12 protein-coding genes and 1 pseudogene are annotated in these 14,124 nt (G+C 57.8%); 4 read left to right on the forward strand and 9 right to left on the reverse strand.

The genetic code is table 11. The features are described 5' to 3' along the window. Nucleotides 1-157: 157 nt before the first annotated feature. Complete coding sequence (locus X265_RS37400) at nucleotides 158-532, reverse strand: hypothetical protein (protein WP_188637391.1); 375 nt, start codon at nucleotides 530-532, stop codon at nucleotides 158-160. A gap of 68 nt (nucleotides 533-600) precedes the next feature. Here X265_RS37400 and X265_RS37405 point away from each other — a divergent pair, with 68 nt between their 5' ends. Both X265_RS37405 and X265_RS41785 read left to right on the forward strand, forming a co-directional pair. Beyond that, nucleotides 601-930, forward strand: coding sequence for an EAL domain-containing protein (locus tag X265_RS37405; protein WP_128930197.1), 330 nt, complete (start codon nucleotides 601-603; stop codon nucleotides 928-930). 224 nt (nucleotides 931-1,154) lie between these two features. After that, nucleotides 1,155-1,395, forward strand: a pseudogene (locus X265_RS41785) (IS630 family transposase); the annotation flags it as partial. A 647-nt stretch (nucleotides 1,396-2,042) separates the two neighbouring features. Here the strand turns inward: X265_RS41785 and kynU are convergent. From kynU to X265_RS37440, 7 genes are all read right to left on the reverse strand, one after another. Then, on the reverse strand, nucleotides 2,043-3,257 hold the full coding sequence (gene kynU, locus X265_RS37410) for a kynureninase (protein ID WP_128929957.1): 1,215 nt from the start codon (nucleotides 3,255-3,257) through the stop codon (nucleotides 2,043-2,045). Continuing rightward, nucleotides 3,254-4,093, reverse strand: coding sequence for a tryptophan 2,3-dioxygenase (kynA, locus tag X265_RS37415; RefSeq protein WP_128929958.1), 840 nt, complete (start codon nucleotides 4,091-4,093; stop codon nucleotides 3,254-3,256). Before kynA ends, kynU begins: the two co-directional genes overlap by 4 nt. Before the next feature lie 256 nt (nucleotides 4,094-4,349). Then, on the reverse strand, nucleotides 4,350-5,201 hold the full coding sequence (locus X265_RS37420; protein ID WP_128929959.1) for an ABC transporter permease: 852 nt from the start codon (nucleotides 5,199-5,201) through the stop codon (nucleotides 4,350-4,352). Between the two features lie 2 nt (nucleotides 5,202-5,203). Continuing rightward, the gene (locus X265_RS37425; RefSeq protein WP_164933581.1) at nucleotides 5,204-6,049 is read right to left on the reverse strand and encodes an ABC transporter ATP-binding protein; all 846 of its coding nucleotides are present in this window, start codon (nucleotides 6,047-6,049) and stop codon (nucleotides 5,204-5,206) included. Continuing rightward, the gene (locus X265_RS37430; RefSeq protein WP_128929961.1) at nucleotides 6,049-7,095 is read right to left on the reverse strand and encodes an ABC transporter substrate-binding protein; all 1,047 of its coding nucleotides are present in this window, start codon (nucleotides 7,093-7,095) and stop codon (nucleotides 6,049-6,051) included. The genes X265_RS37425 and X265_RS37430 overlap by 1 nt, the downstream gene beginning before the upstream one ends. A gap of 46 nt (nucleotides 7,096-7,141) precedes the next feature. Further along, complete coding sequence (locus X265_RS37435) at nucleotides 7,142-8,356, reverse strand: CaiB/BaiF CoA transferase family protein (protein ID WP_128955189.1); 1,215 nt, start codon at nucleotides 8,354-8,356, stop codon at nucleotides 7,142-7,144. Beyond that, nucleotides 8,356-9,291, reverse strand: coding sequence for a hydroxymethylglutaryl-CoA lyase (locus X265_RS37440; protein ID WP_128929962.1), 936 nt, complete (start codon nucleotides 9,289-9,291; stop codon nucleotides 8,356-8,358). The genes X265_RS37435 and X265_RS37440 overlap by 1 nt, the downstream gene beginning before the upstream one ends. A 446-nt stretch (nucleotides 9,292-9,737) precedes the next feature. Here X265_RS37440 and X265_RS37445 point away from each other — a divergent pair, with 446 nt between their 5' ends. Next, complete coding sequence (locus X265_RS37445; RefSeq protein ID WP_128929963.1) at nucleotides 9,738-10,898, forward strand: amino acid aminotransferase; 1,161 nt, start codon at nucleotides 9,738-9,740, stop codon at nucleotides 10,896-10,898. 41 nt (nucleotides 10,899-10,939) lie between these two features. On the opposite strand, the gene X265_RS37450 is transcribed toward X265_RS37445, so the two are convergent. Beyond that, a complete protein-coding gene (locus tag X265_RS37450; protein ID WP_232995542.1) occupies nucleotides 10,940-11,749 on the reverse strand; it encodes a GntR family transcriptional regulator in 810 nt (269 codons plus the stop codon). 1,096 nt (nucleotides 11,750-12,845) lie between these two features. On the opposite strand from X265_RS37450, the gene X265_RS37460 reads away from it, so the two are divergent. Further along, nucleotides 12,846-14,102 (forward strand): GGDEF domain-containing protein, encoded by a 1,257-nt coding sequence (locus X265_RS37460; protein WP_128929965.1) that lies wholly within the window; start codon nucleotides 12,846-12,848, stop codon nucleotides 14,100-14,102. The last annotated feature ends 22 nt before the right edge of the window (nucleotides 14,103-14,124 follow it).

Consider the following 14,124-nt stretch of genomic DNA (forward strand, 5'->3'; position numbering starts at 1 on the left):
GTTCATGCCAGGCTGTATCGCAGCTCATTCGCGCGATGCCCAGGTGGGGGGCTCATGCCGGTTACACCCAATGTTGACCCCAGGGTTCCGCCTTCGATACCGGAATTTCTGAGGCGGCGGTAACAGGACCGAATCTGCAGCGGGCTGGCGTGTGGCTCTAAGCGGTTGGCTGATACAGTGTTGGAAACCAACGATCGACAACCGCAGTTGGGAAGCCGAGCTTCACCGGCGAGCGTGTTGTGGACGAGACGAGGTAACCCTTTTCAATAAGGGAGTTGAGCACCGCCCGCGCCTGGCGCTCTTTGTAGCCGGTGAGGCCGCGCGCAGGGCCCCGAGCATATTCGCCCGCCATGACCGCTTCGCGCAGCAAAGGCCATGAACCCTTTGGAAGGCGCTTTGCACGCGTCTCCTCCTCGGTCCAAATCTCCATCCGCCTCAGTAATTCTTCCGGCTCCAAAAGCCCGGCCATGAAGTTGACCTGGTCAACACAGGTGGCCAGGAAGAATTTGCAGAAATCAAGAAGCCCTGCCATCGTAAGATTGCCTCGGCTATCGAGGTCGCCGCGACGCGGCTCGTCAGCAGCCTGCAGATAGGCGTGGTATTCCTCGTGAAGCCAAGTCAGTCGATTACCTCCACGCTTTCCTATTCGATCGCATCAAAGTCGATCGCCCCTTCGTCGCGGAGCTTGGAACCAACCAGCGCTCCGACGCGATCATGCGTGCCATCGTGAGCAGGACCAGGAGTCTTGGAATACCGCTGCTGGCCGAGGGTATCGAAACGGAGCAGCAATGGTCGTGGTTGCCCAAACTCGGCTGCAACGCAGCACAAGGCTATTTGATCGGTAGGCTAAAACTGCCACACGCCGTTTTGTCCCACATGATGAGTGGCAGGTCACGTCGACGAAAGATGGGGCTTGGGCACTCCGTGTAATGCACATTGTAGCATACCGTTCGGGACCGTGAAGATCATGAAGTCTGCTTGATTTGCCGATGACAGCAGATCTTTCTGGTCGCTTTCCGTGACGCGCCTTTTCTTATCATTTTTCGAAATAATTTCGATCGGGAAGTGGGCATTGCGACGACGGCGCCGGAAGGCGCGCGACCAAAAAATTCGACGGTTGCGGGCGAGGGGGCCAGACGGCTTGGCCGGCAGGTCACTACACCCCGAAACACGCCAGTTGGCTCATCATGGTCGAGTGCGAGATCAGCGTGTTTCAGCGCCAGTGTCTTGGCCGCCGCATCGACGACCCCAAAAGGTCCCGAAACGAGATCGCAGCATGGCAAAGCCGGCGAAGCAAAACTCGAGCTCGCATCAAGTGGATGTTCGCAACCTGACAAAGCACGCGCCAAACTCGGCCGCGCCTATCCAGCCACCGCAAAGAGTCAAAATCACTGAGCTGAACCACTAGGTGCTCGCGCATTTTAGTCGTTCCAAAAAACGTTAGGGTGATCCCGCTCAAATTTCGGAGTTTCAGTCGTTTCCGACACCGATAAGCCGGGCTAGTAAGAGCAATAACCAGAAGGCACCGTTCATTCGAACACTCCCTTCTTCTCTACGCCGAAACGACGCACTCCATCCTGCTTCGATCCGTCGCGGAACGAGGAGCGGAGCTCCTCGCCGGGGGCGCTCGGGAACGGCATGCATGCCTATCTGTAGGTTCAATCCTAATTCGGACTCCGTAACGATGAATTAGGACACCGCGGTTAGGCGGAGATCGTCGGGTGCTTCCTCAGTCCCACCCGACACAGCTTAAATGCGTATATCGGAAAAGGGAGGTCCCGGCGGCAAACCGGGGCTTTTTCGTTTGGCTCAAGGCGGTAAACACAAAAAGGCAAAAACGCCGCCCGCTTGAAAAACCGATGCGAGCGGCGTTTAGCCAGCCAAGGGAAGGTGATGCAAAATCCCAGCGAGCACTAGTATGCACAGACTGTAACACGATTTTGTGTCGGGGAAAGGGACACCCGCCAGACGAGTACCTGCTATCTCGCAGCAGGGTATTGTGTGTGAGCAGACTTGGTGGAGACGCACGCATTGCTAAGCGCTCATGTCACGGCATGCACAACGTCATATTCTGGCCGCCGCCAAAGCTCCCGCGTAAATACCCGCTCGATCACCTCGATTGCTCTCATCACTTCGGCCTTGCCGATATAAAGCGGGGTGATACCGAACCGCATGATGTCGGGCGCCCGAAAGTCGCCGATCACGCCATGGGCAATCAGGGCTTGCATCGCTGCGTAGCCCCTTTCAAATGCGAACGAAACCTGTGAGCCTCGCTCTTCATGCGAGCGCGGCGTCACCAGCCTGAGCTGCGGGCAGAGACGCTCGACTTCGCCAATCAGCAGATCGGCGAGCTCGAGCGAGCGAGCGCGGACTTCATGCATGTCGATGCGGTCCCAGATATCGAGCGAGGCTTCCAGCGCTGCCATAGCGAGCACGGGCGGAGTGCCGATCCTCATGCGCTCAATGCCAACTGCTGGTGCATAGCCGAGATCGAAGGCGAAGGGCTTGGCGTGGCCCATCCAGCCCGACAGAGCAGGCCGCGCGTGATCAGCATGGCGCGGCGCAATGTAGAGAAACGCCGGCGCCCCAGGGCCGCCGTTGAGATACTTGTAGGTGCATCCGGCCGCGAAGTCGGCGCCAACGCGTGCGAGATCGACGGGCAACGCGCCGGTAGAATGTGCGAGGTCCCAGACAGTGACGATGCCCAGTGCGTGGGCTCTTGCGGTGAGCTCGGCCATGTTATGACGCCGCCCCGTGCGATAGTCCACCTCCGTGATATAGAGCACCGCGATTTCCTCGGACAGCGATTCCTCTATCTCCTCAGGCCGAACGAGCCGCAATTGGTGCCCGCGTCCCAAGGTCGCGATCAAGCCTTCGGCCATATAAAGATCGGTCGGGAAATTGCCGGTATCCGACAACACGATTTTGCGATCACGATTCATCTCGAGCGCGGCGGAGAGCGCCTGATAGACCTTCAACGACAGCGTATCGCCAACGGTGACAGACCCAGTTTCAGCGCCAATAAGCCGTGCAATCCGATCACCCAGCTTGCGCGGCTGCACATACCAGCCGGCAGTATTCCAGGCGCGGATCAGCTCGACGCCCCACTGCTGCTGGATGACGCGGCCCATTCGATCAGCCGTGCTAAGCGGCAGCGGACCAAGCGAATTGCCATCCAGATATGTCACACCGTCCGGAATGTTGAACAGCGGCTTTGTCTGTTCGTAAACGCGCAATCTGTTTTCTGTAGTGCTCATAGGACCGTTCGGACGCGCCAGAGTTCCGGGAATAGTTCGACCTCCAGCATTCGCTTGAGATAGCTGACGCCGCCGGTGCCTCCCGTACCTCGTTTGAAGCCGATGATGCGCTCCACGGTGGTCACATGGTTAAAGCGCCAACGGCGGAAATAGTCCTCGAAGTCGACGAGCTTCTCAGCAAGCTCGTAGAGCAGCCAATGCGTTTCCGGCGCCTCATAGACACAGCGCCAGGCCTCGACCACTGCATCGTTGAGGCGATGCGTTTCACGGACATCACGTTCCAGTACGGAGCGCGGAATCGCAAGCCCCTTGCGGTTGCCGAGGCGCAGCACCTCGTCGTACAGGCTTGGGATTGTGAGCTCCCTCTCAAGAAGCCGTGTCGCCTCCGCATCATGCGCGTGCGGCTTCAGCATGGCTGGATTGCGATTGCCCAAAACATATTCGATGAGGCGGTACTGACGGGATTGGAAGCCGGACGACTGTCCGAGCTTCGCCCGGAAATGCGTATACTCGCTTGGCGTCATCGTGCGCAGCACGTCCCATGCGCTGTTCAACTGTTCGAAGATACGTGAGACGCGCGCCAGCATTTTCATTGCCGGCGCGACGGCGTCGCGTGCAATCGCGTCGCGGGCCGCACCCAATTCATGAATGGCAAGTCGCATCCAGAGCTCCGAGGCCTGATGCTGCACAATGAACAGCATCTCATCGTGCGCATCCGACAGCGGATGCTGCGCGCTGAGAATGGTCTCCAATCGCAGATAATCGCTATAGGACATCCGCGCAGCGAAATTCGTTTCTGCGCCTTCTGCTGTTGGATCGTAGTCATTGTTGGCCATCGCGGGCGTCCTTAGTCAGACCGATCAGACAAGGGGTGAGCTCTGACCAGGGATCTCTTAGTGGGACGACTGCGCCTGCAGGGGTTGCGATTTGGCTCGACGACGAGACGACTCGGAACCTCCCGCCTGATCCGGACATCCCCCATCAGCTCGGCTTGGCAACTTAAGCTGAGACGTTCACCGCCGCCCACCCGCGCTGCGAGCGTGCCAAATTGCGCATTCATCGTCGCTGTTCCATCATCTGCCGGTCGACGATTTATGCAGATCTTTCGAACTGCGGCTGCCAACGCAAGAGGTATGATTGCAAATATTGTACAAGCAGCGCCAGCATGGTTCCGACGATCATCATTATAAAGATCGCGACCATCATTTCGCTGGCATTGGCGCGTGCCTCTGCCTCAATGATGAGCTTGCCGAGGCCACGTTCAGCGCCGATAAACTCTCCGACGATCACGCCGACAAGTGCAAACGACACTGCAGGGAGCAGAGACGCGAACACCCAGGCCAGCGCAGACGGAATGACAACGGTACGCAAGATGGTCAGCTCGCTCGCGCCCAATAGGCGGGCGGCGGCAATTTGATCTCTGTCGACCGCCCGCGTGCCTTCGAACGTATTAAAGAACACGATGAAGAACACGACGAGTGCGGCGGTCACCACCTTCGACACATCGCCAAGGCCAAACATGAGAATGATCAGTGGCACGAGCGCGATGCGTGGGATCGAATTGAACGCCAGAATGAACGGTCCAAATATGCGCGCAAGAACGTCCGAGCGTCCGAGGAGGAGGCCAACGACGATGCCGGCGGCCGAGCCGAACAGAAATCCCCACCAAGTATTCTTCAGCGTGACAAGCGTCGCTATCCAAAGATTGTTATCGGCATTCCTGAAGCAGACCAGAAAATCCGATGGGTCGTTGAGGCAGCTAAGCCGCAAGAAGCTCTGCCAGATCAATGACGGCTTCGCCACGAAATACGGGTCGAGAATCTTGGGAACATAGGCTCTTGGCAGAACTGCTTTGCTCCATTCAAAGCCCCATTGCCAAATCACAAGCAGAAAAGCGAAAATTGCGATCTGCCAGAGCACGATCACCTGACGACGGGTAGCCATGATCAATCGGCCTTGGTACGGCGAAACTCTTCGCCAAGCGAATGCCAGATGTGAGAATACAGGCGGCCGAATTCGGCCGTTTCGCGCAACCCGACTGGATCTCGCGGACGAGGAAAGGGCACCTGGAAGTCATCCTTCAGCCGTCCGGGCCTTGCGGACAGGACGATGATGCGGCTGGCCAGTGTAAGCGCCTCGCCGAGGTCGTGAGTTACGAACAGCACAGTCTGCCGTTCGCGCTCCCAGATATCGAGCAATGTCTTGTGCATTTCCAGCTTGGTATGAGTATCAAGCGCGCCGAAAGGCTCATCCATCAGGAGAATTTCAGGTTCGAGGATGAGGGTGCGCATTAAGGCCACCCGCTGACGCATCCCGCCCGAAAGCATCCGAGGAAAGCTCTGGCCGAAGCCAGTCAACCCGGCCTTTCCAATCGCATCGGCAACCCGCGCGGAACGCTCCGTCTTCGTGATACCGGAGATTTCGAGCCCGTAGCCGATATTCTGCTCGACCGTTCGCCAAGGAAATAGTGTGTCGCGCTGAAACACGTAACCGACGTTGGAATTTACCTTGCCGGTATCAACTAAGTCGCCGTCGACGAGAATTCGGCCGCCTGAATGTGGCAAGAGCCCGGCCACCATGTTGAGGATCGTGCTCTTTCCGCAGCCGGAGGGGCCGAGCAAGGCAACGAATTCGCCTTGGCGAACCTCGAATGATACATTGTCGACGGCAGCAAAATCGCCTCGACCGGCGCTGAAGCGCTTAACTAGTCCTTGCACAGCAATCCGAGTGCGACCAGCGTCCGCATTCGTCGTTTCTCGGGCAACGGCGAGGCTGGGGCCAGGCGCGGACATCACTTGTATTTTGCCTTCGCTACATTGAGAAAGCTCATATCGACAACGTCCTCGTATGCAGTCTCCGGAATTTCTGTACCCTTGCGGGACCAAATTCTGCTGCCCCGATCATAGGCGGCTTTGTCGATGTTTCCGTCATATGCCCAAGTCAATTTGTCAAAGCCAAGCTCTGCGCTAACGGCGGTGGGATCGATTCCAGAAAACCACTTGGGCGCAACCAGTGCCTGGACTTCGGCGAGCGGCGTCGTTTTGACCCACTTCATCGCCCGATAAATCGCGTTCACGAAGGCCTGTACCGTCGGCTTGTCCTGCTCGATCGTGTCCGCCAGCGTGTAGACGACCAGCACCGGAACCGTGCCCCCGAAATCTTTCTCAAACATCCCCGGTTGGGAGGTATCGTAGATCAGAGTGCCAAAGCCCTTTTTCTTGATTTCGATGATCCAACTTGGCGGTGCCATGATGGCATCAAACTGCTTGGTTTCGAGAGACGGAAACATGATCTCCTGCCCGCCGCCAGCGACCCAATTCACTTTTCCGCCAAGCCCTCGTGCTTCAAACAGATAAGTGCCATAGACCCAACTGCCCGATCCGATGGCCGTGGCCGCGATGATCGGCTTGGCCCCGTCTGGGCGCTTGTAGGCCGCTAGCTTCTCGAGCGACGTGATGCCGCTTTCATAGAGGTCTTGCCGCACAACAACATTGGCGTACGAGCACGCCATTTCAGTTGCGAGCAGAATTTTGCATGCCTTGCCGCGCGCCGTGAGTTGAAGGGGGTGACTGGCGTCACCGTGGGCGAACATCGCTTGGTCCGAAGCGAGCATCTGGCGACCGAAACTGCCCGAGTTGCCTGTAATCAGTTTCGAATTGAGTCCTTCATCCCTGAAATAGTTCTTGAGCTCGGCGATCATGCCGATGGCATAGATTGGCGTTGTGGGGCCGAAGGCGAGGGTGACCGGCTTGCCTTGAGCGCGCGACTGGCTCGGCAGCAACGAGGTGCCCGCAAATGCGGAGCCCGAAACAAGGACTCGGCGCCGTGTGATGGTCATGCATTACTCCCCTGCTGCTTGTTGCGAACCAGGCGCTTAAGATCCGTCATACGGCCGACGAGGCGATTGTCCCCGCTTTTTCTAACGCAGCGATTTCGTTTGTCGAAAACCCGATATCGCCGAGGATGTCGTGTGTATGTTCGCCGACCTGAGGCGGGTCATTGCCATTTGCGAGGCGGCGGCCGTCGAGCGATATCGGCAGCAAGGGGGTTTTGGTGTTACGGCCATCGGGCAAGCGGATCTCGGTCAAACCACCCGATTTATTGAGGTGGGGATCGCTGAACAAATCACCCGGTTTGTTCACGGGCGCATAGGGCAGCTCAAGTTCTTCCAGCTTCGCGGCAAGTTCGGCCTTGTTCCAGCCGCCAAATATCTTGGCGACTTCCGGGATCAGCCAGTCGCGATGATCAACTCGACCTTGAGCCGTGATGAAACGCGGATCGCTCAGCCAGGCAGCCCGATCAAACGCGAGGCAGAACGCCTGCCATTGCTCCTCCCCAACGACAGTGACGAAAAGCTTTGATCCGTCCTTTGTATCGAACAGGTCATAGATCGGCCAAGGACTGTCCTTCACCGAGTACGGAATTGAAGGGCGTCCGGTGACGACCTCGCACATCATCGCCTGTGCCATTAGAAAGACGTTGTTCTCGAAGAGGGCGCTTTGGATGTAACGACCGCGGCCGGTGCGCTGTCGTTCGGCGAGCGCGGCTTGGATCGCGATCACCCCAAACATGCCACCCATGACGTCATTCACTGAGGCGCCCGCGCGCATTGGCTGGCCCGGCAGGCCGGTCATGTAGGCGAGCCCGCCCATCATCTGAACGACTTCATCGAGCGCAAGACGGTTCTCGTAGGGTCCGGGGAGATATCCCTTGAGTGAGCAATAAATCAGCCGCGGCGCGAATGCGGCCACTGAATTGTAGTCGAGACCGACCCTCTTCATCAAACCCGGTCGGAAGTTTTCGATCAAAACATCGCTGCGCTCAGTGAGCCGGCGCGCCACCTGTTTGCCTCCCGGGCTCGACGTGTCGAGCGCGATGCTGCGTTTGTTCCTGCTGTATGTCGCAAAAAAACCCGCGGCAGGCCCCTTGAAATAGCGAGTGCGATCGCCCTTGAGCGGCTCGACTTTGACCACATCGGCGCCCAGGTCGGCGAGGATGAGCCCACAGGTAGGGCCCATGACCATCTGACTGAATTCAACGACGCGCACGCCTTCGAGGGGGCGGGGAATTGTCGGCCCTGATGTGGGATTGCCGCCCATCATGCCACCCTCCGCAACACCCTTGGAATTCCAGCCTCGTGCAGATGACCTGTCAGGTGCTTCTGCTCAACGTGCCGGGCGAGAATTTCGCGTGTCGCCATCAACCGATCCAGATCGATCCCAGTGGAGAGGCCCATCCGTTCGAGCATGAACACGAGATCCTCAGTCACAATATTGCCCCGTGCGCCCGGTGCGAAGGGACAGCCGCCAAGCCCCGAAACAGCAGCATCGAAGCGCCGGACATCCGCTTCGAGCCCCGCGACGACGTTGGCAAGACCGGCGCCAAGCGTGTCATGCAGATGTAGCCTGAGCATCATTTTTGGGCCGGTCTCGTTGCGAACCGCGCGTACGATCCGCTTAACCTGCGTTGGGGTGCCGTAGCCGACGGTATCTGCTAGTCCGATCTCGTCCGCACCCGCCTCGGCGAAACCCTGCACAAGGCGACACACCGCGGCCTCACTGACGTCGCCTTCCATTGAGCAGCCAAAAGCTGTCGCTACAGCGCCCACAAGATGCGGCCGCTCAGGAGCTTTTTGCGCGTTGATCCTCGCACGAACTACACGGAATGCTTCGAGCTGTTCCTCAATCGTGCGGCGCACATTCGCCCGGTTGTGCGTTTCGCTCGCCGAGATCACGAAATACATGCTGTTGACTCCGGCCGCGAGCGCGCGCTCAGCACCTTTAACGTTCGGTACGACCGCGCCGATGGTCGTAGACTTATGGGTCAACGCGTGCGCAACAACTGCTCCAACGTCGCCGAATTGCGGCACGACCGTAGCCGGTACAAATGAGCCCGCATCGACCTCGCTCACCCCCGCGGCGACGATCGCACTGATCAGCTCGCATTTTGCGCCTGTTGGCACAATGACATCCAAGTTTTGAAGGCCATCGCGCGGTGCAACTTCGCAGATGTGCACATCCGGTGAATTGTCCATTGGCGCCCTATTGTATATTCTTGCATTAAAGAACAATATGTGACATCATCTGTCAATGAAGATTCCGAACCGCTTCGGGGGCCCCGGAACGAGGCTCTGCCGGTGGGCGGCCAGGACATGATCCGCTCGCATTCCGCGGAATTCTATTTTCGGGTGAGGTTTGCATGGATTATCCTGTTGGCTGAACTGCCTGGCGCTGCCTGTTCGCGCGCCGCGCGGCGATATTCATCGGGCGTCCGCTTCAGGGGTGCATCCCGACGGAATCCTTTCGCCCTGCGGTTCTGGCGTAAGCCAAATAGCGTTCTTGGTGAAACGGAAGCGCCGCACCAAGAATGCCTTTCGTCCACGAAGCCACGCCCGTGCCCGATTGAAGAGGCGCGCCAACTCCAGCCCTCATTGCATAGAGCCAATGAGCCGCACAAACGATCGTTCAGTAAGGAGAAGCTATGTTTCAAGCCCTGCCTGATCTGCCGGCCGACGCCGTGTTGGCGTTAGCCGAGGCATGCCGCAACGATCCTCGGCGGGACAAGATCGACCTGAGTGTGGGGGTCTATCGAAACGATAACGGCGTTACGCCCGTCCTGTCCGCGGTGAAGGCCGCCGAACATCTCTTGGTCGAGGGACAGGACACCAAATCATACGTAAGCCCACTCGGTGACACAAAGTTCGTCAGCCTTATCCGCGAGCTCGCGATCGGAAACATCGAGGTGGATCGACTAGGTGGCGTTCAGACACCTGGCGGCGGCGGTGCGGTCCGGTTAGCTTGCGAGGTCATAAAGCTGGCGGCACCCTTTAGCCGGATATTTGTGGGCCTGCCGACATGGGGCAACCACATTCCAATCTTTGAGGCCGTGGGATTGGAAATAGGTACGTACACCTATTACGACGTCATTTCTCAAACGCTTCGCTTCGACGAAATGCTCTCATCGCTCAAGAGCGCAAGGAGAGGGGATATCGTGCTGCTTCACGCGACTTGCCACAATCCATCGGGCACGGATCTTAGCCTTGATCAATGGCGGGCGATCGCGCAACTTGTGGAGGAGAGAGGCCTCATTCCTCTCATCGACTTTGCCTATCAGGGATTCGGTGATGGTTTAGAGCAGGATAGAGAAGGACTAGAAATAGTGCTGTCCAGCGTGAGCGAAGCGTTCGTCGCTTATTCTTGTAGCAAAAACTTCGGACTGTATCGGGAGCGGACCGGAGCGCTCTTCGTCTATGGCACGAACCCGGTCTCAGTAGGGCGGACTGTTCAAGCCATGGCTGCCCTAGCGAGAGTTAACTGGTCCATGCCGCCCGACCATGGTGCTGCGGTCGTCGGCACTATCCTGTCGAACACCGCCCTTCGTCAGGATTGGCTTCGCGAGCTCACGACGATGCGGGAAAGAATTTTAAAAATTCGTGCGGCCGTCGGACGGGGTATGCCCGAATTTTCTCAGCTCGGGGCGCAAAAGGGAATGTTCTCCACCTTACCCTTGCATTCTGCCACGATCGACCGTCTCCGCAAGGATGATGCGATCTATATCGTTGGAAACGGCAGGATCAATCTGGCCGGCCTTACAACTGACGACGTGCCACGCTTTGTCGACAGTGTCCGGCGAGCAGTTTAAGCTGTCGAAATGCAACTCGGAAACGGATCCGCCTGTGGCACCTATCTGAAGACGTACACCTTAAGCGGGCGTCGAATATGACGCATCATCAGAGCCGATGCATCAGCATACCGGCGGGCCTCCAGGACGTCGAGCAGCCTCAGGTGTTCCTTCACGTGCCGGCGCATGCCGTCGCGATCAGCGAAGCTTCGGTATGCAAACAAGCGACGAATCGAATTTACGCGCTTAAGTGACTCGACGAAGAAGGGATTCTTGGCACCGCGCGCGATCTCCTCATGGAAATCACATCCCCATTGAAACACTTCACCTATCGTGAATTTTTCCAGCTCGCCATCAAAAATGCGCAGCTGGCGCTCGCGAAGTCGCTCGATGACCTCTGGCGCCAGAGCGTAACCAGGTTGAGCAATTGCTGCTGGTTCGATCACCGCGCGGAACGCCATAACTTGTGTCTGCGCTTCGGGACTTGATACAGTTTCAGCAAAACGCCACCCGTAGCCCGGTGAGCGCGCGATCCACCCTTCCGCTGCGATCCGATCCAGCAGTCGTTGTAATTCGGTGCGTGTTAGATCGTAACGGCGCAGCAATTCGGCTTCCGTGACATCGGCGGGAAGGCGCTTTGCGACCACGTCCGTTGCAATCGTCGCGTAGGCCTCTTCCGCGCGGCTTACCGCCGCCAGTGTGGATTGTGCGGCTACGCTCGTAGGGTCTCTTGTCAAGACAAAGCCGCGGTGCAATTCACCGCGCGCGAACCCCGCCTCTTCTAGAGCCTTTAAGCCTAGGCGAATTGGCGCGCGCGACAGGCCAAGCGCATCGGCAAGCTTTTGCTCGATGAGGCGATCGCCGGTCTTCATCCCATCGCGACGGACAACGGACAAAATGAGCCCAGCCAAGTGCTCGGCACGACCGAGCGGGCTCTTTTTCTTGGGCCGTCGTGAGATGGGCGACAACGGCCGAGCATCTCGATTCAAAGGTCTTTCTTTCCCGTTTGCCAGCATGTGGATGTAACTCGTGGCCAAGAGCGAAGTCAACTTGGAGCTATTGTACTAAGGATGCGAACATTGCCGCTGTGGCAAGGCTCCAAGTCCGCCGCCTTCCAACTTAAGGAGGCGCAACGCGAAGTTTGGCGAAGCCAGTTGCGGCTTTCGGATGGACGCGTCTGATTTCGCGCTCAATCTCGTCGAGGCGCACTTCGATCCGGCGTACTCCTGGTTCGCGTCCTCCTTTCTACGTAGATGCATCGACAAACTCGGTAACAATCTTATGCGCGAGATGCTGGCATAGCCCTCCTAATCTTGAACGCCTCAAGCCCATCGAGGTAGATTGCGCGACCGTCAACACAAGCCTTCGTCCATGGATCGAGATGAAGCGTCGGCAGATAGAACAGCCGGCGTTCCAGTTCGATGTCCTCTGATGCGGTACTTCCGGCTGCGCTCATGGCACCCCTCAACGTAACCTAATTTTTTGCGAGCAGCGTCAGCTATTTCCCGGAAGGGTATTGCTGCGGCAAGATCGCCAAGAAAGTGCCAGATCCCGAGCTGTCGTTCCAGGAAAGCGGACTTGAGGATGTCAACCATCTGGTTCGGCTGCACCCGTCCTCGGAGCTTGGGTTGCGTCTATGGACTTCTGGCCTGGGCTGCCATTCTTAATGCCGCCCGACCCGCGGGCGCGTCTCACCGCGCCCCAAATACAACCCTCCGCGGACGCACACGCCTGAAGGGGCGGTCGGCTCGGCGAGCCACGGTGAGGAGCAGCCGAATAGTCGCCACTGGTCTGCTGATCTTTCACCGGGAAAATACGGGACCGACGGCATTCATCTCCTGCTGAAATGGCCAAGATTCTGGAGAGGGTAAGATCAAACCGGAAATCAAACGGAATATTTACGCTTCGCCGAAGTGGTCCGGTAACGCATAGAAACTATACTGCCGCTTGTCCGAGTGGCAGGTTGGAATGAACGAGATCGCAGTAACATTAGCTTCCGTCGACGCCTGCGTGAACGGGCGACGGACGCGATCGATCAGATTCCCCCCGGACATCGAACGGCAATTTGAAGCCGACATGCACGACAAGCGGTGTAAGCGCTTGACGATCGGACTGCTCGTTTCGGCTCCCCTCTATAACCTTTTTCTGCTCGGAGATTGGCTGCTGGTCCCGGACGTCGTGCGGCTGGCCATGTGGGTACATTTCTCAATAGTGACTCCGTGGATGCTATTGGTCGCCTGGCTCGTATCGCGCAAACCGAGGCCCTTCGTACGGGAGCTCCTAGCAGCCAGTGTTCCGCTACTCATCATCTTGCAGATCGACCTCGGTTTTGCCCTGACGGCGAGCGAGAGCGCTGCGCACTACCAGTACGTGGTGATTCCAACTTTGCTCTACACCAATGTCTCACTGCACAGACTCGAATTCCGCTTCGCTCGTGTCGTGACTGCCGCGATCCTGTTGCTTCACACCGCGTTCGTCATATCCGCAAGCTACATCTCCGCCCCGATAGCGGTGACCATCATCGTTCAGCTCCTCATCTGCGGTTACATCACTCTGATCGCAAACTATACAATGGAGCGCGATCTCCGTAGAGCCTACCTCTATTCGCTGAGAGATCGGCTCAGGCACGCCGATGCGGACGCCGCTTCACGCCGCGATCCATTGACGGGGTTAGCAAACCGGCTGCATCTTGATGATGAACTGTCGCGAGTTTGGTCTCGCCCCGAGTGCCGAGCATCGCCCGTTTCAGCTGTCATGATCGATATCGACCATTTCAAGCACTTGAACGATCGCTACGGACATGCTGCAGGCGACCTCTGCCTGAAACGAGTCGCCGCCATACTTCAGGCAGAGATACGAAGGACGGGTGACCTCGTCGCCCGATATGGAGGCGAAGAATTCCTGATAATCCTGCCGGATATGGCGATGATGGATGCCGTGCGGCTGGCCGAACGCATTCGCCGATCGATCGAAATTGCTGCGATCCCCAATGAAGGCCGGAGCCTCTTAGGCATCGTCACCGCCAGTTTTGGCGTCGCAGCTTGTTCGCCGTCGGATTTGTCTCCTCTGGAATTAATTGCTGCGGCCGATCACGCCCTGTATGCCGCCAAAGGCAAAGGACGTAATCAGGTCTGGCCTCCACTTGTGGCCGACGCCACCGTTCGCTCGTTGACTGAACCATTGACGTTTATGGCGTCGTCCTCAGAAGCAGCACGAGGGGTTTGATTTTCCTGCTTGGGCAAACCCG

Origin of the sequence: Bradyrhizobium guangdongense, from assembly GCF_004114975.1 — a bacterium.
GTDB classification, from domain to species: domain Bacteria; phylum Pseudomonadota; class Alphaproteobacteria; order Rhizobiales; family Xanthobacteraceae; genus Bradyrhizobium; species Bradyrhizobium guangdongense.